The sequence below is a fragment of the Nisaea sp. genome (genome assembly GCF_034670185.1).
Lineage (GTDB): Bacteria > Pseudomonadota > Alphaproteobacteria > Thalassobaculales > Thalassobaculaceae > Nisaea.
Genome location: NZ_JAXMNY010000001.1, coordinates 1,172,928 through 1,193,167 on the forward strand (window position 1 = coordinate 1,172,928; position 20,240 = coordinate 1,193,167).

Genomic DNA, 20,240 nt, shown 5'->3' on the forward strand with positions numbered 1-20,240 from the left:
ATCGAGACAATTTCGCGCGGAGCCTGAAAACCCGGCATTCTTTTCTGGTTAAAAATTAAGCAGAGTCCATTTCTGCTTGCAGAACAGGCAACGGTTATTAGTCTCCCGGCCTGAGGGGTACGGGGGTACCCGCATCGATAACCGACTTTCAGGGGGAAACACCTTTCATGACACATATCCGGAGGCTCGCCTCCCTCGGCTTCACCACTGCCGCCGCCTTCGGGTTCGGCATCGGTGAAGCCCGGGCGGCAGATGCTTTGAGCGGCGGGGATACAGCCTGGATTCTGACGGCTACCGCGCTCGTGCTGTTTATGACCTTGCCCGGTCTGGCACTTTTCTATGGCGGGCTTGTGCGCGCCCGAAACGTGCTGTCCGTCCTGATGCATTGCTTTGCCGTTGCTTGCGTGGCTTCAATTGCCTGGCTTATCGCGGTCTATAGCCTCGCCTTTGACGATGGCGGAGCGCAGCAGGCCTGGATCGGCGGACTTGGAAAGATGTTCCTCGACGGTGTCGGCACGGACAGTCTCTCGGGCACGATCCCCGAGACTGTGTTCTTCATGTTCCAGATGACGTTCGCCATCATCACCCCGGCCCTTATTGTCGGAGCCTATCCGGAACGCATTCGCTTCGGCGCAGTCGTGGCCTTCAGCTTCTTATGGCTGTTTCTGGTTTATGCACCGGCCTGTCACTGGGTCTGGGGCGGCGGCTGGCTCGCCGATATGGGCGTGCTCGACTTTGCCGGCGGTATCGTTGTCCATGTCACGGCAGGTGTTTCGGCATTGGTCCTCTCTATTGTCCTCGGCCCGCGTCGTGGTTTCCCACATGAAATCCGTCCGCCGCACAGTCCGGGAATGACAGTGACCGGCGCTGCGATGCTGTGGGTCGGATGGTTCGGCTTCAACGCCGGCTCCGCGCTGGCCGCGGACGGAAATGCTGGAATGGCCATGACCGTGACGCATATATCCGCGGCGGTCGCCTCACTCGTCTGGGCAGTCACCGAGTATTTCCGCTTCGGAAAACCGAGCGTGATCGGGATTGTCACCGGCATGGTCGCCGGACTGGCCGCGATCACGCCCGCGTCCGGATTTGTCGGGCCGATGGGAGCTGTCGCTATTGGTCTCATTTCGGGTTTTGTCTGCCAGTGGTTCACGACCTGGATCAAATTCAAGATCAAGATTGACGATTCTCTTGATGTCTTTGCGGTCCACGGGGTTGGCGGCATTATAGGAACGCTGCTGGTCGCCGTCTTTGCTGTGCCCGATTTCGGTGGCCTTGGCCTTGCCGAAGGCGTCACGATAACGGACCAGCTCTGGGTTCAGATGATCGGAATCCTCTCCGTCGCAGTCTGGTCTGGCGTGATTACCTGGGTGCTTGCCCAGATCATTTCGCGGACAATCGGTCTGCGTGTCAGCGAAGAGAGCGAGATCGAAGGCCTTGATATCATCGCGCACGGCGAGCGCGGCTACGACCTAACCTGAGGAGACCGGTGATGAAGATGATTATCGCGATTGTGAAACCACATCGCCTGGACGCAGTACGCTCGGCACTCAACGAGGTCGGCGTTCATGGAATGACCACCAGCGAGGTCAAGGGATATGGTCGTCAGGGCGGTCATAGCGAGATTTACCGCGGTGCTGAATACACGGTGAGTTTCGTTCCGAAAGTGAAGATCGAGGTGGTCACCAGCGATACGCTTGCCGACCGGGCGGTCGAGGCCATCGCCCAGGCCGCGAAGACAGGCAAGATCGGCGACGGCAAGATCTTCGTGATGGATGTAGCAAAGGCCGTCCGCGTCCGAACCGGCGAGCAAGGCGACGACGCACTTTAAGCTGTGGCACTATCGCACACGGAAAAGGCCGGGACATTCCCGGCCTTTTTTGCTTTCATACCTTATCGCATCAATCTGAACTGATCAGTCGACGCCGCCCGGCATTGACTGGATTCATCGCATGAGCAGCAACGTCACCCCATCGCCGGCCTTCAAAGGGCCGAGCTTTCTTGAAGCATTTACCCCGAAGCTGGTGACAGTCCTGCGCGAGGGGTACGGGCTTGCGAATTTGCGGGCCGATGCTGTCGCCGGCCTGACCGTCGCCATTGTTGCCCTGCCACTTTCCATGGCCATCGCCATTGCCTCGGGGGCAACCCCGGCACAGGGCCTTTACACAGCGATATTCGGCGGCTTCCTGGTCTCCATGCTCGGCGGTAGCCGGTTCCAGATCGGCGGGCCGGCGGGCGCGTTTATTGTCTTGGTGGCTGCCACAGCGCAGGCGCATGGCATGGACGGATTGATCCTCGCCACCATGCTCTCCGGCCTGATACTCGCGGCCGTCGGCCTGCTGCAACTCGGCACCTACATCAAGTTCATCCCCTATCCGGTGACGGTCGGTTTCACCGCCGGTATTGCCGCCATCATTTTCGCCAGTCAGATCAAGGAACTGCTCGGCCTGACCCTGTCCGGGCCGGAGCCGGGACCACTACTGGAAAAATTGCCTGCACTCTGGGTCGATCTGCCGACCGCAGAGCCTGTCACCATAGTGATGGCAGCTGCGACCATCGCCGTCATCACCGGGCTCAAGCATTTCCGCCCGCATTGGCCCGGCATGCTCATAGCGGTCGCCGGTGCTGCAGTCGCAACCACCCTGCTCGATCTTCCTGTCGCCACCATCGCTTCTAGGTTCGGCGGCGTGCCCAGCAGCCTGCCCCTGCCATCCCTGCCATCCCTGGACACGGCAAAGATCGTGGCCGTCCTGCCGAACGCAATTGCCTTTGCCTTGCTCGGTTCCATCGAATCCCTGCTCTCCGCAGTCGTTGCCGACGGCATGACGGGACGGCGGCACCGCTCCAACTGCGAGCTGGTGGCGCAAGGCGCTGCCAATGTCGTGTCGGGTCTGTTTTCCGGGATCTGCGTCACCGGGACCATTGCCCGGACGGCGACAAATGTCCGGGCGGGCGCACATGGCCCAATAGCGGGCATGCTGCACGCGCTGTTCCTGTTGGGCTTCATTCTGATCGCGGCCCCGCTCGCCGGTTTCATTCCGCTCGCAAGCCTCGCAGGGGTACTGGCACTCGTGGCCTGGAACATGGTCGAAAAGCATGCCTTTATCACCCTGCTCCGGGCCTCACGCGGGGATGCGGCCGTCCTGCTGACGACCTTCCTGCTGACCATCTTCCGGGACCTAACAGAAGCCATCATTGTCGGCTTTGCCCTGGGATCGGTCCTGTTCATTCACCGGATGTCGAAGACCACGGCCATCGAGACCCAGCGCCCGTTCGTTATGGAAGATGAGGCGGACAATTCCGACCGTCCCCGCGCGCCCTATGAGGAGGAAGCGGAGAACGATCCCGAGATCGTCATCTATCGTATTTCGGGGGTGTTCTTTTTCGGCGCCGCCGCTTCCATCGGATCGGTACTCGACCAGATAGCCGACACGCACCGGGCCTTGATCATCGATTTCAGCGCCGTGCCCTTCGTTGACTCAACTGCAGCTAACACGATTGAAGTGCTCGCACTCAAAGCCGAACGGCGGGGTGTTTCCGTTTATCTCACAGGAGCGGTTCCGGACTCCCGCCGCGACCTCGTCGCGCACGGCCTTCGGCCACCCCTGGTGCACTACTCAGACAGCATTGAAAGCGCCGTACGCGAAGCCAGAGCGGAGGAGCGCCGCTAGGCGACGCTCCAGAGGGGCAATTTGCTTAAAGAGAATCGGCGAACGTCATGATTTCAGACGAAAATTTCTCCGGCCGCTCTGCCGGGATCAAATGTCCTGCGTCACCGAACACGACATGGGACTTCTTCGGGATCCGGGCTTCAAGCTCCGCAATGTCTGCCTCGATACGGAACACCCGGTCATGTTCCCCCGTCATCAGCAGCACGGGAATGTCCAGCTTCTCGTATGGGAAATCCCATTCCGTGCTGACCGATCCCTTCATCAGCTCGTAAAGGCCCTCGCCGTCTTTCATGCCTTGGTAATCGCCCTGCAGCAAGGTTGGCCGCATCTTCGCCAGCTGTTCCGGATTGACCAGCATCGGCAGATTGGCCTCCATGATGAGCTGCCCGCCACCGGTTGCCGCCATGCGGACCATGGCACTGTTGATCCATTCCAGCCGGAGGCTCGGCTTGCGCAGGGTGTTGATCAGCACCAGCCCTTCGGCGGCAGCACCTTTCAGATAGGCCTGGGCGGCAAAAAGTCCGCCGATGGACAGCCCGGCCAGAATCGGACGCGGCGGCGCCACATGATCGACAATCCGCTTCAAATCATCCACGATGGTGAGCGGTCCGAGATCCGCATCAGGGGTAAAAGTGCTATCCACCTGACCGCGGAAATTATAGACGAGCGTGCCGTATCCGGCGGCCCGGAGAGCCGGGCCGATGGCGTCGACTTCCCACATCCCGGTATTGCCGGTCAGCGCATTCACGAAGACGAATGTCTGCCCCTTCGCACCCGGCGCCTGATACTCATAGTAGAGGCTGTTGCCGGCGCTTATTTCCAGATTCGCCATTTAGTCCTCCCATCCATATTTTTTTGACGACTATAGGCTGAGAGTCCCGGGGCTTCCAGCCCTTGCCCAGTCCGATCGAGTGAGAATTGTTGATCTGGCACCGCCTTCCTGACCGGGGCCTCAGCCATGCCTATCTTGGAGACGCTACGTTGCCGGTGCACCGGCAACGGCAACACCCATGCTGCCGTCGGCATCCCTTTCGTTCGGTACGATCACAACCGTTCTCACCTTGCTGGAAATCAAATGGGCCGAACCATCGGAATATCAGTGCCGCCAGGGGCCCAGTTTCAATGTCAGGGCATTGAACAGGCCGTAGGTCGCCATGGCTCCGGCCACGAGAAGGAATACCGTTGTTTCGTTGAACGTCGAAGGCTCCAGAAAGAGGCTCCCGCCGCCGAGTAGAACGGCAAACCGGATTCCCGCTCCGGTGACGGGCCAGAGCAGTGAGTTCATTGCCTGGCTGGCGAAATAAAGACACAGGCCCAGCCCAAAGAATGCATAAGCAGGTCCGACAATGCGCAAGTACAGAGCGGTCGTTGCCGCAATTTCCGCATTGTCTGTGAATAGCCCACTCCATAACCACGGCGCCATGGCCAGCACAGTACCGATCAGGCCAACGAACAGGGCGGCGAACCCACTCCCGATCCAGCTCACCCGGATGGCGCGCCCGCGCAGGCCGGCGCCGACGCTCAAACCCGCCATGGCGATGCTGGCGCTACCGAAAGCAAAAATGATCGGAATGAGGATCAGCTCGAGTCGCACCCCTATGCCATATCCCGCAAGGGATTGAGGGCCGATCCGCGCCATATAACCGGTCACCACCATCGCCATTGCAATGGTCAGCGCGGATTGCACGCTGGCAAATGCCCCCCTGCGGCCAACAATCAAAACCTGCTGCCAACGGATCGGCCCGCCAAGCCGCACCCATTCCGGCCGTTTGATGCGGAACAGATAGATCGCGAGATAAAGGCACCCGGCGCTGTATCCGATCAGGATCGAAAGTGGCGCGCCTTTAATCCCGAATGCGGGAACAGGGCCAGCCCCCCTCACAAGGAGTGAGGCGGCAATGAAATGCACGAGCACAATGACACCGAGGCCCAGTGACGGACGCAGCATATCTCCGCTGCCGCGCATAAGGCTCGCCAGCATATTGAACTGCCAGACAAGCACGATGCCCGGAAACAGCACCGCCGCATAATCGAGCGCGGTCTGCAGGATCGCCCCCTCGCCGCCGAGAACGCGGAAAAGCGCCGGCCCAAAGAGCCAGACGATGACAGCACTGAAAATCCCGCCGAAGGCGGCAAGGATGAGCGCGGTCCGAACCAGCGCTCCCGCCGCGTCATAATCCTTCGCACCAAGCGCGCGCGCCGTTGCAGCGACAACCGCCCCGCCCATTGCACCGGCGGAAAACATCACGGAGAGGACAAACAGCGGAAACACCAACGCGACACCGGCAAGCGCCAGCGGGCCGAGCCTGCCGATGAACCAGCCGTCCGCCACGAAAAGGGCGGACTGCAACAGGCTGCCAAGCAACCCCGGAGCCGCCAGCCGCAGGATCCTGCTCGCGATCGGCCCTTCCAGAAACGGGTGCGCAGGTGAGTCGGCCTTGTCTGTCTTGGCTGTCATCTAGAGGATTTTTCCGCTATCGAGGATAGAGTTACGAGCTGCCTTACCGGCGCTTCTTTTCCAAACCGGACCGTCCATGGAAATCCTGATCGACATCATCCTGCCGGTCTTCGGCACAGTCTTCATTGCTTATTTCGCAGTCCGTCTCGGGCTGTTCCCGGAAAGTGCAATCGACGGTCTGTCCAAGTTCGTCTTCAATTTCGCCATCCCGCCAATGCTGTTCCACACCATGTCGCGCCAGACCTTGCCCGACCCGATCGAATGGGAGTTCCTGTTCTCCTTTTTCGGTGCGGGCTATGTGGTCTGGGTGCTGGGCATGCTGGTGTCATTGTGGTGGTTTCGGCGGGACTTCGCTCATGCTTCGTTGGCAGGGATGACAGGCGCCTTCGGAAATACAGTTCTGCTTGGCATCCCTTTGATTTTGACCACTTTCGGTGAGGCCGGAACTCTGCCGGTCTTCCTGATCATCGCTTTCCATTCCTGGCAGTGGTTCGCGGTCGTCACGATCCTTGTGGAAGGCGGCCGCGGGCAAAAAGGTGCGATGATTGGCATTCCCTGGACCATCGTGAAAAGCCTGTCGAAAAACCCGATCCTGATCGGCCTGATGCTGGGCCTCGTCTGGAACATATTTGCGCTGCCATTGCCCCAGCCTGTTGTCGACATCACCGGGTTCCTCGGCCGCGCTGCACTACCCTGCGCTGTCTTCGCCATGGGCGCATCGCTCGCCAGATACAGGATTTCCGGGGCCATCTGGGAGGCTCTTGCCGGCAGCGTCCTGAAACTGATCGCCTTCCCGGCCATTACCTATGTGATCGCGACCCATGTCTTTGTCATGGACCCGCTCTGGCGCGACATCGCGGTCATCATGGCCGCGCTGCCGGTCGGGGTGAATGTCTACCTGTTCGCCGACCGCTACGATGCGGGCGCCCCTGCCGCCGCAACATCGATGCTGATCTCTACCTTCCTGTCTTTTGGCACCATCGGTCTGCTCTTGCATTTCCTTGGCGTTCGGTAGTCCCATATCAATGGTATTCGCCGTAGTACGGAGACGGTCGGAAGAACCGGGAAAGGCAAAGCTGGTGCGGGAACTCTCAAGACGGAACTTGCTTACCGCCATGGGCGCGGCGGGGATCGCAAGCGCGGTCGCGGCACGTCCGGGATATGCTGCAATCGCGCTAAAGGCTCGTCTGGAGGCCCGCCCTGGAACAGCGCGTCTGGCGCCAGCCGAGTACGAGCCGACACCAATCTGGGGATATGACGGCGGCGTGCCCGGCCCGACGGTCCGCGTCCGGCAGGGCGACCGCATCGACCGGGAATTTCTCAACAATCTGCCGCAGGCGTCCACAATCCACTGGCATGGCATCAGGATCGACAATGCCATGGATGGGGTTCCTGAGCTGACCCAAGCCGCCGTCCCTCCGGGCGGGACTTTCGACTACGGTTTCACCCTGCCCGACGCAGGCACATACTGGTATCACCCGCACAACCGGACCTGGGAGCAACTCGCGCGCGGTCTCTACGGTGCCCTGATCGTCGAAGAGCCCGAGGCGCCAGACGTGGACCGGGACGAGGTCCTGCTGATCGACGACTGGCGACTTACTGAAACAGCGCAGATCTCCGAGGATTTCGGCGCCATGCACGACTGGTCCCATGGCGGACGCATCGGAAACTGGATCACGGTCAACGGAGACGGGTACTGGGCATCCGACGCGCGGCAGAATGAGCGGCTAAGGCTCCGCCTCGTCAATGCGTCGAATGCACGGATCTACAATCTCAGCCTGAAGGGGCTTTCCGGCTGGGTCGTCGCGCTGGACGGACAGCCGCTTTCGACACCTCAGCCAGCCGAAAAGCTCGTGCTCGCTCCGGCGCAACGAGCCGATCTCATCGTCGATGTCACAGCGGAAGCAGGTACGGAAGCCTCCCTCGTCTCTCACGAGCGCGGCGGCAGCTACGCGATCGCTATCTTCCGCGTTGGCCAGGCCGTCGCGGAGCGGCGGACAGAGAGACCGGCGCCACTGCCAGACAATGCCCTTCCCGCAATCGGACCGCTTGCGCATGCCCGCGCCGTCGACCTCGTCATGGATGGGGGCGCCATGGGACAGATGCGCAGCGCGATGCTAAACGGAAAGAACACCGATATCCGCACCCTGGTTGGTCAGGGCAAAGCCTGGGCCTTCAACGGACAGGCTGAGATGACGGACACGCCCCTGTTGACGGCCCGGACAGGAGAAACCGTGCGCATTCGCATGGATAACCGTTCACGCTGGCCCCACGCCATGCATCTGCACGGCCACCATTTCAGGCAAGTGCTTCAGGAAGAGCAAATGGGGCCGCTGCGAGACACACTTCTCATGCAGTCCGGCGAGACTGCGGAAATCGCGTTCGTCGCCGACAACCCCGGCGACTGGCTGCTGCATTGCCATATGGTCGAGCATGCCGCCGCAGGCATGATGACCTGGCTGAAAGTCAGCTGATCGAAGCAGCACTCACACCACTATGTTTCTATCCTCTTATCTGTTCCTCAACGCCTTACGGGGCTAGTGTTCACCCGGAGCAAAGGCGGAAAAGCCAATCGGGAGGAAGCTATGTCTGTCGCGGAAGAATTGGAAGCCGATCTTGTCTTGCGCGAGGATCGGGACGGTGTTGCCCGCCTCACCCTGAACAGGCCAAAAGCCTATAACGCGCTCTCGCTTGGCCTGATGGCGGCTCTCCAGAACGAACTGGAAGAGATAGCCTCCAACCGGACCATAAAAGCGGTAGTGATCGAGGGCTCCGGCAAAGGGTTTTGCGCCGGACACGATCTCCGGGAAATGCGCTCCCGTACTGACGAGACCTTTCATCAGACGGTGTTTGCCGCCTGCTCTAAGCTGATGCTGACTATCACGGACCTGCCTCAGCCGGTTATTGCAAAAGTGCACGGCATCGCGACCGCAGCCGGTTGCCAACTCGTCGCCACGGCCGATCTCGCCATCGCTGCCGACAGCACCCGCTTTGGCACTCCCGGCGTCAATATAGGCCTGTTCTGCTCCACCCCGATGGTCGCCGTCTCCCGCGCTATTCCACGCAAGCAGGTTATGGAAATGCTGCTGACAGGCGAAATGATTGATGCCGGAACCGCCGTCACGCATGGCCTGATCAACCGTGCGGTTCCGGAGACCGATCTCGAAAACGCGGTGCAGGAGATGGTCGGCAAGATCGCCTCGAAATCGCCGCTGGTCCTGAAGACCGGCAAGAAAGCCTTTTACCGGCAACTCGAAATGACCCTCGCCGAGGCTTACGCCTATACCAGTCAGGTGATGGTCGACAACATGCAGGCCCGCGATGCGACGGAAGGGATCGACGCTTTCATCGAGAAGCGCACGCCCGAATGGACCGGAGAATAGACATGGCCGAGAGCGAAGCGAAGCACCGGATCGACCACGAGCACTATCCGGACAACTACATTAAGGAGATCCTCTCCTCTGTCCGCACGATCGCCGTTGTCGGAGCCAGCCAGAAATGGACCCGGCCGAGCTATTTCATGGCGAAGTATCTACAGGGCAAGGGCTACCGGATCGTTCCGGTCAATCCCGGTCTCGCCGGTCAGGAAGTCCTGGGAGAGCCGGTCTATGCTTCGCTGAAGGACATCCCGTTCAAGATTGATATGGTTGATATTTTTCGCAATTCGGAAGCTGCTGGACCGATCGCGGAAGAGGCCATCGAAATCGGCGCCGACGTGGTCTGGATGCAGCTCGGCGTCCGCAATGACGAAGGTGCGGAGAAGGCGGAGAAGGCAGGCCTCAAGGTGGTGATGAACCGCTGCCCGAAGATCGAATTCTCGCGCCTCTATGGCGAGCTTTCCTGGCATGGTTTTGACAGCGGAGTGATTTCGTCCAAACGCCGCGCCGTCGGCACACCTGGCGCCGAGGAAGCAGTAAACCCGGCAGCGGCCCCTCGCCAAAGGGCGGGCTTCGAGACCCGCGCCATCCATGCTGGCGCTGCGCCGGACCCGACCACGGGCGCCCGCTCGACACCAATCTACCAGACCACGGCCTATGTCTTCGAGGATGCGGATCACGCCGCCTCACTGTTCAACCTGCAGACATTCGGCAACATCTATTCGCGTCTCTCGAACCCGACAACGGCGGTGCTTGAAGAACGGATCGCCAGTCTGGAAGGTGGCCGGGGCACGACCTGCACGGCCTCGGGCCATTCAGCCCAGATGCTGGCCCTCTTCCCGCTGATGCAACCGGGAGACAGACTGGTTGCCTCCACCCGGCTTTATGGCGGCTCGATCACCCAGTTCGGTAAGACATTCAAAAAGTTCGGCTGGGACTGCGATTTCGTCGATATGGACGATCTGGAAGCGGTGCGTGCCGCTGTCGCCAATCCGTCCTGCAAGGCGCTCTTCGCGGAGTCTCTTGCCAATCCGGGCGGCGTGATCAGCGACATCGCGGCACTGGCCGAAATTGCCCATGAGGCAGGCGTTCCGCTGATCATCGATAATACGATGGCGACCCCCTATCTCTGCCGTCCGTTCGAGCATGGTGCCGACCTTATCGTGCACTCGACTACCAAGTTTCTCTCTGGCCACGGCAATGCCATGGGCGGCGCCGTCGTCGACTCAGGCACATTCGACTGGGGCCAGAACGACAAGTTCCCCTCCCTCGCCGCGCCGGAACCTGCCTATCACGGCATTTCCTTCTGGGAGAGCTTCGGCGACCTTGCCTTCACCACCTATGGTCATGCGGTCGGACTGCGCGATCTCGGGCCGACCATGGCGCCGATGAATGCCTATCTCACCATCACCGGCATCGAGACCCTGCCGCTACGCATGGAACGGCATGTGGCGAATGCGGCAAAGGTCGCGGCCTATCTTGACCGGCATCCGGCTGTGTCATGGGTTTCCTATGCCGGCCTTGAAAGCAGCCCCTACCACGCACTGGCCAAGAAATATCTGCCCGGCGGAGCCGGCTCCGTTTTCACCTTCGGGATCAAGGGTGGGTATGCAGCCGGCGTTAAGATTGTCGAGCGGGTCGAGTTGCTGAGCCATCTCGCCAATATCGGCGACACCCGCTCCCTGATCCTGCACCCGGCATCGACCACGCACCGGCAGCTCACAGAAGAGCAACGGGTGGCGGCCGGAGCCGGAGACGACGTGATGCGAATTTCAGTCGGACTGGAGACTGCGGAGGACATTATCGAAGACTTGGAACAATCCCTAAAATAAGAGACAATTAATTTAAGCAGGGATTGCGGGTGATGTTTAAAAATCCCAAATAAATTGGGGAATTAAATCTATGAACAACTGCGACGGTTCGGCAGCACTCCACATACTGACGACGCCAACAAAATTGTCCGTTGTTCAATCCGCCGCTGAACTGCAGCACCCGGAACTTGTTGCACTCTATGATTTCTGGAAGGAGCGCGCCGGTGATCGCATTGCTCCGGCGCGCCAGAACTTCGATGTACCTGAACTCAAGCGCTGGCTCCCCCATCTGATCTTGCTGGACGTCCTCGAAGACTTATCGGACGTCCGGTATCGCGTCATTGGAACTTGGGTCGCAGACTGTTTCGGTCGAGATGACACAGGTAAGACACTCGCCGAGATCGGACTGACTGATCGCCGTCGGGAAGTCCGGGATGAATTCCTTCTTACGGCCCGGACCATGCTGCCCTATGCCGTCATCCGTCCGTTCTATGATCGCGCCGGGGTCAAGGAGTATCTCCGGGCCGAACGCGTGGTTCTGCCGCTCAGCAGCAATGGCGAAACCTGCGACAAGGTTCTTTCCGGGATATACGCGCTCGACGATCCGTCCTAGTCGCCCGCCCGGACGCTTATTCAATATCAAAAGCTTTCCAGCACGGCGCCGTGTCCCGGAAGGAAAACCAGTTTCCGCCCTCGTTTCGTGGCTGATCCAACTCACGCGATATAGGCAACCCAAGCAGATGCGCCAACAGCAGCGCACCGACGGCGCCATGAGAGACGATCAGCGGCGTCCCGTTCTGTTCCGTGTTTCCGACAGCATCGCAGGCGGCAACAATCCGGCCCTGCTCGACACGAGCCGGTGCCCAACCACGCACGGACCGCTCAGGACTGGCAAAAAACGCATCCGCAGTCCTCTCGAACTCCGCGCGAGGCAGATACCCAGTGGAAGATCGGTCATTCTCGCCGAGATCAGCCTTGATCTGCACATCCAACCCGAGATGGCTCGCCAGAATTTCGGCTGTATCGAGAGCCTTACGCTCGGCGCTCGACCAGATTGCTGTTACCGAAGGCAGCCATGGCTGCACAAGTCCGGCCCTAACGCGTTCACGTCCCCGTTCAGAGAGGCCCCAGTCCGTGATGGGAATCGCCGGATCGATGACGACATCCGCGTGGGTGAGAAAGTACAGCCCTTTACTCCGCTGCCGCATTGGCGGGGACACGTAATGAGGCAAGTCGGTCCAATGCCTCGTCCATTTCGTCCACCATTCGATCGATGATGTCGCCCAGCGGCTCGATACGGTCCGCGAATACCGCAGATTGGCCCATAGAAAGCAGCCCCTTCTCCGGGTCACCCTCTTCATAGGCTTCCCGTTGCAGGGTTCCCCGGACATGCTTGCGGTAGCTGTCGTAGTCATTCGTCCCGGATGATTCCAGCTCTGCTACGGCTCGAGCGGTCTGGTTATCCATCACCCGATAGGTGTTCCGCATGGAAGCGAGCACCAGACGTGAGCTGGTCTCGTCAGCCTCAATAACCCGTTTCTTCACGGCATCGTGGCTCCATATCTCGGATGCGACCAGCAGACGGGTGCCAAGAATCACGCCATCCGCGCCAAAAGAAAGCGCTCCCGCCACCTGACGCCCATGACCGATGCCGCCGCCAATCACGACGGGGATATCGACGCGGAGTGCGGCTAGCACGCCCTGCACCATATTCCCGATCATGTTCAGCCCCGGATGGCCGCCGCATTCCATACCCACGACCGAAACCGCATCGATATCGAGCTTCGTTGCCGCCGAAACCGCATGGCGCACGGAGGCGACCTTGTGGATCACGACCGCACCGGCATCCTTCAGCTGCTTCACCAGATCCGCCGGTGGCATCGCTGCCGTTTCGAAACGCCGGACACCGGCCTGCAAAGCCAGATCGGCATGCCCCGTCAGCATCTCGTTCTCCTCAGGACGCTGTGAGATATAGAGATTGACGCCGATGGGGTTGCCGTTCGACAGCGCGTTCGCCTTCTCCAGCTCTTCTTTCCAGCGGCCCGGGTCGGGGAAGGTCTTCGCCGTCATGAAACCAATGCTACCCGCATTGGCCGCAGCGGCGACATAATTGGCGTCGGACAACCACATCAGGCCGCCGCAGAGGATCGGGTGCCTAATTCCGAAGAGATCGGTGATCCGGGTACGGACGCTTTGCGGCCTCATTACGCGTTGTCCTTCCTGCTTGCCGAGGGAACGATCAGCGCATCGACGGCAACGGCGCCCTGACCTTCCGGAAGCACGATAAACGGATTGATATCGATGCTGTCCAGCTTGTCCGCATTCTCGGCGGCAAAGACGGAGAGTGCGGACAGAGCCTCGGCCAATGCCGCGATATCGGCGCGCGGTGCACCTCGCACGCCTTCCAGGACCTTGTAGCCCTTGATCTCGCGGATCATCCGGTGCGCTTCCTCGACCGAGAACGGGGCCAGTCGGAAGCTGACATCCTTCAGGACCTCAACCAGGATACCGCCGAGCCCGAACATGACCGCCGGGCCGAACACCGGATCAACCTGAACCCCGATGACGGTTTCCACACTGCCGGAGACCATCTCGCAGACGATTACCCCATCGATACTGGCATCAGGCCGTTTTTCTGCCGCTCGTGCCATCAGAGTTGCGAAACCGTCCCGCACGGCGTCCGCGCCCTCCAGCCCGACCAGTACGCCGCCAATCTCGGTTTTATGGGCGATATCCGGTGAGGCAATCTTCAGCACAACCTTGCCGCCGAAAGATGCTGCATATGCAACGGCATCCTCCGCCGAGGTTGCGAGCTCCTCGCGAACGACAGGCAACCCGGCAGAAGCGAGAATCCGCTTTGCCTCATGCTCCGCCGTAGGATGATCCGGTACCGGTTCCGCATTTGCCGGCAACGCCGGAGTAATTCCCTGGTTCGCCGCAAAGGCACGGCCGAAATACATCAACCCGTTCGCCGCCGTGATTGCCGGCACCGGATCGTCAAACATCGGGTAACCGTTGCTCTCATAAAACCGGCTGTTCTCTTCACTCGCGAGGATCGAGAAGAACAGATGCTTGTCCGGGTGGCTTTCCCGGATCGGCTTCAGGGTCTCGATAATGTCATGCGCGATTTCCGGGCGTGCCGCTACCGCAGTGAAGAACGAGATGACGACGTCATAATCGCCCTCCTCCATCATGATCTTCAGGCAGGCGGCGATCGCATCGCGCTGATTGAAAACCTGCCCCGTCACATCTACCGGGTTACGGGCAGCAGCGTAGGGAAGCAGTTCCAGCATCTTCTTCTGCCCGGCCTCGGAAAACTCCGAGACATCCAGGCCAAGTGCCGACGCGCTGTCCGCCATCTGTACGCCGAGACCGCCAGAGATCGTGATAAAGCCGATCTTGTTGCCGTCCGGAAAATGTCCCTGCTGGCAACCATAGGCGACCTCGAGCATCTCGTTCGCGTCGTCAGCGCGGTAGACACCATATTGCTTGAACATGCCGTCGATAACCGCATCCGTCCCGGCCAGAGCCGCCGTATGCGAGGCTGCAGCCGCCGCACCGATATCGCTGCGACCGACCTTGACCATAATGATCGGCTTGCGCAGTGCCCGCGCTTTCTCGAAAGCAGCCCGGAGGCCCACCCCGTCACGAATGCCCTCGGCATAGGACATCACCACCTTCACCTCCGGATCGTCGAGGAGATAGGAAATGCATTCGGAAAGCTCGACATCGGACTCGTTGCCCGTGGTGATCCAGCGTCCGACCTTGAGGCCGCGCTTGCGGGCAAGATTGTAGATATGACCGCCATAGGCGCCGCTCTGGCTGGCGATGGCAATGGGTCCCGGTTCCGGCGGATCGACCTGTGGCGAGGAGGAGAAGGTGCCGGTCCATCCGCTCGACGCATTGAACGCCCCGAGGCAATTGGGCCCGAGCACGCGGATGCCCGTCCGCTGGGAAATCTCCGTCAGACGGGCCTGCATGGCCTCGCCTTCCGCGCCGAGCTCGGAAAACCCGGAGCTGAAGACGATACACGCCCCCACGCCTTTGGCCGCACAGGCCTCTATCGTCTCGGCGACTATCGGCGCCGGCAACGCGACGATGGCAACATCCACGGCTTCCGGCACGTCGCTGATCGTCGGATAGGCTTTGAAGCCCTGCACGGTCTCCCGCTTCGGGTTCACCGGATAGATGGCGCCCTTGTAGCCGTGCCGCACGGAATAATCGATCGGCCGGCCACCAATCCGCATCGGATCGTCCGACGCACCGATGACGGCGATGGATTTCGGCGCAACGAGCCTCGCCAGATTACGTTTCCGGATATCGCTCAGATCGTTCATAGCGGTGCCGACCCAATGGTGAGACCGCCGCAGACATAGAGCACCTGGCCTGTACAAAATCCGGCATCCTCGCCCGCGAAGAACGCCACGGCCGAGGCGACGTCCTCCGGCTGGCCGATCCGGCCTACCGGGATCGCCGCCTCGATGGCGTTACGGCTGTCGGAGCCAACCGGGTTGCCTTCTTCGAACATCTCGGTGGCAATCGGTCCCGGGGCGACGCAATTCACGGTGATACCGTCCGGCCCGGTCTCGATGGCCCAGGTCCGGGTGGCGGCGGCTATGCCGCCCTTCGTCACCGCGTAGGCACTGCGCCCATGTTTTCCGAGCGCGGCACGCGAGCCGATATTGATCACTCGTCCGAACCCGCGCTTCCGCATGCCTGGCAAGACGGCCTGCATGCACTGATACGGCGCTCGAACATTGACGGACATAAGATGCTGCAGCGTCTCCGGCGTCACTTCCTCGATGGTTCCAAGCGGGGCGATGCCGGCATTGTTCACCAAGACATCGATCTCGAATTCATCGACGATCGCAGCCAGCGCCCCACGCGTGGCATCGACGTCGTTCAGATCTGCCGTTCTGAACGTGCCATCAAACCTGCCGGTCGGAGCTGTCCGCGCCAAACCGACAACGCTATATCCACGATCTGCAAGATACGCCGCAACGGAGCGTCCGATGCCGCGACTCGCGCCTGTCACCAAAACAGTTCTAGCACCCATATTCTTCCCTTCCCCGGATCCGGCTGATTTCGGTCTCTTGCCGAATTGTCACCGATCTTTTCGCGGTATCTCGTTCGGATTCCGCGAGAATGTTTTTCAAGACAATGCCAGTCTCGCAGCTTGTTGGCGGCACACAAGACCGCCTAGAGTTACGAAAACGAAATTGAATTTCGCAATAGCGATTAACAGGAGGAAACAGGTCCATGCAAATGCGTAGTTGGAAAGTCACCGATTTCGGGAAGCCGCTGGAAATGATCCAGCAGGAGATCCCGGAGCCGACCGGAACCGAAGTTCTCGTCAAGGTGACGCGCTGCGGGGTCTGCCACTCCGATCTGCATATCGGCGACGGCTATTTTGATCTCGGTTCTGCCGGGCGCCTTAACATGGGCGATCGAGGCGTGCCCTTGCCGCATGTGCTTGGTCACGAAATCCTCGGTGAGGTGGTCAAAGGTGGCCCGGATGCGGGCCCCGTTCCGACCGGTGAGACCAAACTGATCCATCCCTGGATCGGCTGTGGCGAATGCTCTATCTGCAAGTCTGGGCAAGAGAACCACTGCGCCAAGCCACGTACCCTCGGCGTTTATCGCGACGGCGGGTATCAGGAATATGTCCTGGTTCCGCACGCGATGTTCCTGGTCGATATCGGCGATGTCGATCCCTCCGAGGCAACGCCTTTTGCCTGCTCCGGCGTCACGGTCTACAGCGCACTCAAGAAGGCGCAGCCGGTGCTCGACGACGAATGGCTGGTGATCATGGGCGCTGGCGGGCTTGGCCTTGCGGCTGTCGGCATCGCCCGCGCCATGGGATTCAAGCAGATCCTGTCCTGTGACATCGACGACAAGAAGCTGGCGGCAGCGAAGGAAATGGGTGCGACCGCGACCCTGAATATCTCCGGTGACGATGCGGCCAAAGCTCTGGCCGCGGCCACCAGCGGTGGGCCGCGCGCCGTTGTCGATACTGTCGGGGCCAATCCGACCGCCAAGCTCGGCTATGGATCGCTCGTCAAGGGCGGTCGCTATGTCATTGTCGGCCTTTATGGCGGCGATTTTACCATCCCGCTGCCTACCCTTCCGCTTCGCGCTGCCTCGGTCATCGGCTCCTATGTCGGCAGCCTGAAGGAGCTGAAGGAGCTCATGGAACTGGTGAAGGCGGGCAAGGTGAAGCAGGTACCGATCGAGAACCGACCGATGGACCAGGTTCAGAGGAGCCTGGATGAACTCCGCGCCGGCAAGATTGTCGGCCGCGTGGTACTGACGAACGACTGAGAAAATTGCGCCGGGCGGTCGACGTCCCGCCCGGCGCACTATTTCTTCAAGATCTTTCTTGTTATTTATTTCGGGCTGCGGATGTATTCTCTCCGTAGCACTTCATCCAGCCTGGAATATTTCTCATGCGCGTCCTTCTGCTCGGCGGCACCGGCTCTATCGGTTCCGCCATACTCGAAGAGCTGCTTTCACATCAGCATCAGGTGACAGCCTTGGCCCGCTCCGACAAAGCGGCAGAGCTGCTGCGCGCCAAAGGGGCGGAGCCACTCCCCGGCGACCTGACGAGACCGGCCGAATGGGCGGGGGCCGTCACCGAAGTCGATGCCGTCATCCAGGCTGCCGCCGCGTTCGACACCGACATGGGCGCAATCGACAAATCAGTGCTCGAAGCTATCGCCGCCGCGGCCTCCGGACGGGATGTCCCGCTCCGCGTCCTCTATACAGGCGGTTGCTGGCTCTTTGGTGAAACCGGCAACCGGGTCGCCGATGAAAGCATGCCGTTTGATCCGTTGCCCAGCTTCGCTTGGATGGTGGAGAACTGGGAATGGCTGCGCAAGGCACCGGGTATCGCCCCGATCCTGATTCACCCGGCGATGGTCTATGACGAGGCGGGCGGCGTCCTCCATCGCTATCTGGATGCGGCGTCGCAAGGCGTCTCGATAGAGATTTGGGGATCTGCGGATGTGCGCTGGCCACTCGTCCACCGAGCGGATCTTGCATCCGCCTACCGGCTCGCGCTGGAAAAGGGAATTCCCGGGGAAAGCTATTGCGTTGCAGCCGAAAGCGGCGTCCCGACCGGCGCGCTTGCCGATGCGATCAAAAAACGGGCCGGCTCTCTTGCGCCGCACATGGTCCTTCCCGTTGCCGAGGCGGTTGCCCGCCATGGCGCATGGGCTGCCGGCCCGGCGCTGCAACAACGGATGCGCAGCAGGAAGATAAAACGGGAGCTCGGCTGGGGGCCGCGCCATACCGATGCGGTTGCATTGCTCGGCAGCCGCCCCCCGATGGATCAGGGATCGTTCGGCCGCCAGTAGCCGATCAGGATCCCCTGCCGGTCCGCGCCGCCCGTTCTGGCGACGATCTCATCGTCAGAAATGGTGACGCGAAGCCGACGGTTCCGGAACCAGGTGAACAGCTTCTCGTGCAGCTCGGCCCGGATCGCGGCGTGACCCGGGTCGGCGCCGAGGTCCGAAAACTCGTCCGGATCGGCGTCGAGATCGAAAAGCTGCGGCCGAAACTTTTCGTGCAGAACATATTTCCAGCGCTCGGTCCGCAGCATGAAACAGCGGGCATCCATCGGGTCGAGACCGAGGTCGGCACGGGCATCCCGTCCTGAATAATCGCTTTCGGAAACCGCGAAGGACCGCCAGTCGACATTTTCACCCTCAAGCAGCGGCATCAGGGAACGGCCTTCCAGCCGATGATAGGGAACCTCTCCCCCCGCCGCCTCGATGAAAGTCGGCACCAGATCGATAGCCTCGACCAACTCCTGCGAGACCGTTCCCCGCGTTGCGTCCGCCGCAGCACGCGGATCGCAGACGATCATCGGGATGCGCACGGATGCCTCATGGAACAGGTCCTTCTCGCCGAGCCAGTGGTCGCCGAGATAGTCCCCGTGATCGGACGTGAAGACGATCATGGTATCGTCGAGCCGGCCGAGGCGCTCCAGTTCCCCCATCAGGCGGCCAAAATGATCGTCGATCTGCTTGATCAGCCCCATATAGGCGGGAACGATCGTTGTTCGTGCTTCCGGGCGCCGGAACAGGCTGCTGTCCTTGTGCCGCATGAAAGCCGCATAGACCGGATGCGGGTCAGTTTCCTCACGGGCGTCCCGGTGCACTGGGAGAATCTGCTCTGGCCCGTAGAGCGACGCATAGGGTTCGGGAACGATGTATGGCCAATGCGGCTTGATGTAGGACAGATGCAGGCACCAGGGCCGGTCGCCCATCCCGGTGATGAAATCGATTGCCCGATCGGTCATGTAGGGCGTCTCGCTGTCCTCCTCACGGATACTCGCAGCGCCGTTCGAATGCCCCCAATACCAGCCGTCCAGGGACTCACCCGTCTCGCCTCGCACCGAATTCGCATGACTGGACCAGGGGTTTTCGCCGGAATAGCCCTTCTGGCGAAGGAAATGATTGTAAGGCAGATCCGGATCGACGCTCCGGTCCGGGTGCAGACCGTCATCCCGCTCGAACGGCTCGAAGCCGCATTCGGAGACCAGCACGCCATGTTCCGAAACAGGGTTCATGCCAAGCCGGGCCATGCCCGCACGGTCTTCCTTCATGTGAGTCTTGCCGGCCAGCGCAACCCTGAGGCCGAGCGGCCGCAGATAGTCGCCAAGGGTCCATTCATCGACACGCAGTGGGTAGTTATTCCACCCCGCGCCGTGGCTGAACATGTACCGGCCCGTATAGAACGACATTCGAGATGGCCCGCAGATCGGCGATTGACAGAATGCCCGGTCGAAACGGACCCCGCGCGCCGCCAGGGCGTCGATATGCGGGGTATGAAGATGAGGATGACCGGCGCAGGACAGGTAATCCCAGCGCAACTGATCACACATCACGAAGAGGATGTTCCGGACGGTCTTTCCGCTCATCTG

The 20,240-nt window shown here is 60.7% G+C and carries 17 protein-coding genes; 10 read left to right on the forward strand and 7 right to left on the reverse strand.

Translation table 11 applies throughout. The annotated features are described in order from the left end of the window. The first annotated feature begins 167 nt into the window (after window positions 1-167). The 3 genes from VOI22_RS05555 to VOI22_RS05565 all read left to right on the forward strand — a co-directional run bounded on the left by VOI22_RS05555 (window position 168) and on the right by VOI22_RS05565 (window position 3,668). Window positions 168-1,478 (forward strand): ammonium transporter, encoded by a 1,311-nt coding sequence (locus tag VOI22_RS05555; protein WP_036553145.1) that lies wholly within the window; start codon window positions 168-170, stop codon window positions 1,476-1,478. 11 nt (window positions 1,479-1,489) lie between these two features. Next, window positions 1,490-1,828, forward strand: coding sequence for a P-II family nitrogen regulator (locus VOI22_RS05560; protein ID WP_323795563.1), 339 nt, complete (start codon window positions 1,490-1,492; stop codon window positions 1,826-1,828). Between the two features lie 121 nt (window positions 1,829-1,949). After that, window positions 1,950-3,668 (forward strand): SulP family inorganic anion transporter, encoded by a 1,719-nt coding sequence (locus VOI22_RS05565; RefSeq protein ID WP_323795564.1) that lies wholly within the window; start codon window positions 1,950-1,952, stop codon window positions 3,666-3,668. Window positions 3,669-3,693: 25 nt separating this feature from the next. Here VOI22_RS05565 and VOI22_RS05570 read toward each other — a convergent pair whose 3' ends face one another. Together VOI22_RS05570 and VOI22_RS05575 are read right to left on the reverse strand one after the other, a co-directional pair. Next, window positions 3,694-4,500, reverse strand: coding sequence for an alpha/beta hydrolase (locus VOI22_RS05570; RefSeq protein ID WP_323795565.1), 807 nt, complete (start codon window positions 4,498-4,500; stop codon window positions 3,694-3,696). A gap of 264 nt (window positions 4,501-4,764) precedes the next feature. After that, window positions 4,765-6,126 carry an MATE family efflux transporter gene (locus VOI22_RS05575; RefSeq protein ID WP_323795566.1) on the reverse strand — a complete coding sequence of 454 codons (1,362 nt, stop codon included), beginning with the start codon at window positions 6,124-6,126 and terminating at the stop codon, window positions 4,765-4,767. Between the two features lie 76 nt (window positions 6,127-6,202). On the opposite strand from VOI22_RS05575, the gene VOI22_RS05580 reads away from it, so the two are divergent. From VOI22_RS05580 to VOI22_RS05600, 5 genes are all read left to right on the forward strand, one after another. Continuing rightward, window positions 6,203-7,141 carry an AEC family transporter gene (locus VOI22_RS05580; protein WP_323795567.1) on the forward strand — a complete coding sequence of 313 codons (939 nt, stop codon included), beginning with the start codon at window positions 6,203-6,205 and terminating at the stop codon, window positions 7,139-7,141. Between the two features lie 64 nt (window positions 7,142-7,205). Next, window positions 7,206-8,600, forward strand: coding sequence for a multicopper oxidase family protein (locus VOI22_RS05585; RefSeq protein ID WP_323795568.1), 1,395 nt, complete (start codon window positions 7,206-7,208; stop codon window positions 8,598-8,600). A 111-nt stretch (window positions 8,601-8,711) separates the two neighbouring features. Beyond that, window positions 8,712-9,509 carry an enoyl-CoA hydratase gene (locus VOI22_RS05590; protein WP_323795569.1) on the forward strand — a complete coding sequence of 266 codons (798 nt, stop codon included), beginning with the start codon at window positions 8,712-8,714 and terminating at the stop codon, window positions 9,507-9,509. 2 nt (window positions 9,510-9,511) lie between these two features. Further along, a complete protein-coding gene (locus tag VOI22_RS05595) occupies window positions 9,512-11,335 on the forward strand; it encodes an O-acetylhomoserine aminocarboxypropyltransferase (protein WP_323795570.1) in 1,824 nt (607 codons plus the stop codon). Window positions 11,336-11,405: 70 nt separating this feature from the next. Continuing rightward, complete coding sequence (locus tag VOI22_RS05600) at window positions 11,406-11,927, forward strand: PAS domain-containing protein (protein ID WP_323795571.1); 522 nt, start codon at window positions 11,406-11,408, stop codon at window positions 11,925-11,927. A gap of 16 nt (window positions 11,928-11,943) precedes the next feature. Here VOI22_RS05600 and VOI22_RS05605 read toward each other — a convergent pair whose 3' ends face one another. The 4 genes from VOI22_RS05605 to VOI22_RS05620 are packed head-to-tail and all read right to left on the reverse strand — an operon-like array spanning window position 11,944 to window position 16,349. Further along, the gene (locus VOI22_RS05605) at window positions 11,944-12,522 is read right to left on the reverse strand and encodes a histidine phosphatase family protein (RefSeq protein WP_323795572.1); all 579 of its coding nucleotides are present in this window, start codon (window positions 12,520-12,522) and stop codon (window positions 11,944-11,946) included. Beyond that, window positions 12,506-13,519, reverse strand: coding sequence for a nitronate monooxygenase (locus VOI22_RS05610; protein ID WP_323795573.1), 1,014 nt, complete (start codon window positions 13,517-13,519; stop codon window positions 12,506-12,508). Before VOI22_RS05610 ends, VOI22_RS05605 begins: the two co-directional genes overlap by 17 nt. Beyond that, window positions 13,519-15,651 (reverse strand): acetate--CoA ligase family protein, encoded by a 2,133-nt coding sequence (locus VOI22_RS05615; protein WP_323795574.1) that lies wholly within the window; start codon window positions 15,649-15,651, stop codon window positions 13,519-13,521. Before VOI22_RS05615 ends, VOI22_RS05610 begins: the two co-directional genes overlap by 1 nt. Continuing rightward, complete coding sequence (locus tag VOI22_RS05620; RefSeq protein ID WP_323795575.1) at window positions 15,648-16,349, reverse strand: SDR family NAD(P)-dependent oxidoreductase; 702 nt, start codon at window positions 16,347-16,349, stop codon at window positions 15,648-15,650. The genes VOI22_RS05615 and VOI22_RS05620 overlap by 4 nt, the downstream gene beginning before the upstream one ends. Before the next feature lie 224 nt (window positions 16,350-16,573). Between VOI22_RS05620 and VOI22_RS05625 the strand changes: the two genes are divergently transcribed. Both VOI22_RS05625 and VOI22_RS05630 read left to right on the forward strand, forming a co-directional pair. Further along, window positions 16,574-17,635: an alcohol dehydrogenase gene (locus tag VOI22_RS05625; protein ID WP_323795576.1), complete on the forward strand. Its 1,062-nt coding sequence runs from the start codon at window positions 16,574-16,576 to the stop codon at window positions 17,633-17,635. Window positions 17,636-17,760: 125 nt separating this feature from the next. Then, complete coding sequence (locus VOI22_RS05630; protein ID WP_323795577.1) at window positions 17,761-18,669, forward strand: NAD-dependent epimerase/dehydratase family protein; 909 nt, start codon at window positions 17,761-17,763, stop codon at window positions 18,667-18,669. Here VOI22_RS05630 and VOI22_RS05635 read toward each other — a convergent pair. Further along, entirely contained in the window at window positions 18,645-20,237 is a 1,593-nt protein-coding gene (locus VOI22_RS05635; protein WP_323795578.1) for an alkaline phosphatase family protein, read from the reverse strand. The two genes, VOI22_RS05630 and VOI22_RS05635, sit on opposite strands and share 25 nt — an antisense overlap. Window positions 20,238-20,240 lie beyond the last annotated feature (3 nt).

Bases quoted from the DNA above. Each gene is read 5' to 3' on its own strand.
- VOI22_RS05555 (WP_036553145.1), top strand. From the start codon at position 168: ATGACACATATCCGGAGGCTCGCCTCCCTCGGCTTCACCACTGCCGCC.
- VOI22_RS05560 (WP_323795563.1), top strand. From the start codon at position 1,490: ATGAAGATGATTATCGCGATTGTGAAACCACATCGCCTGGACGCAGTA.
- VOI22_RS05565 (WP_323795564.1), top strand. From the start codon at position 1,950: ATGAGCAGCAACGTCACCCCATCGCCGGCCTTCAAAGGGCCGAGCTTT.
- VOI22_RS05570 (WP_323795565.1), bottom strand. From the start codon at position 4,500: ATGGCGAATCTGGAAATAAGCGCCGGCAACAGCCTCTACTATGAGTAT.
- VOI22_RS05575 (WP_323795566.1), bottom strand. From the start codon at position 6,126: ATGACAGCCAAGACAGACAAGGCCGACTCACCTGCGCACCCGTTTCTG.
- VOI22_RS05580 (WP_323795567.1), top strand. From the start codon at position 6,203: ATGGAAATCCTGATCGACATCATCCTGCCGGTCTTCGGCACAGTCTTC.
- VOI22_RS05590 (WP_323795569.1), top strand. From the start codon at position 8,712: ATGTCTGTCGCGGAAGAATTGGAAGCCGATCTTGTCTTGCGCGAGGAT.
- VOI22_RS05595 (WP_323795570.1), top strand. From the start codon at position 9,512: ATGGCCGAGAGCGAAGCGAAGCACCGGATCGACCACGAGCACTATCCG.
- VOI22_RS05600 (WP_323795571.1), top strand. From the start codon at position 11,406: ATGAACAACTGCGACGGTTCGGCAGCACTCCACATACTGACGACGCCA.
- VOI22_RS05605 (WP_323795572.1), bottom strand. From the start codon at position 12,522: ATGCGGCAGCGGAGTAAAGGGCTGTACTTTCTCACCCACGCGGATGTC.
- VOI22_RS05610 (WP_323795573.1), bottom strand. From the start codon at position 13,519: ATGAGGCCGCAAAGCGTCCGTACCCGGATCACCGATCTCTTCGGAATT.
- VOI22_RS05615 (WP_323795574.1), bottom strand. From the start codon at position 15,651: ATGAACGATCTGAGCGATATCCGGAAACGTAATCTGGCGAGGCTCGTT.
- VOI22_RS05625 (WP_323795576.1), top strand. From the start codon at position 16,574: ATGCAAATGCGTAGTTGGAAAGTCACCGATTTCGGGAAGCCGCTGGAA.
- VOI22_RS05630 (WP_323795577.1), top strand. From the start codon at position 17,761: ATGCGCGTCCTTCTGCTCGGCGGCACCGGCTCTATCGGTTCCGCCATA.
- VOI22_RS05635 (WP_323795578.1), bottom strand. From the start codon at position 20,237: ATGAGCGGAAAGACCGTCCGGAACATCCTCTTCGTGATGTGTGATCAG.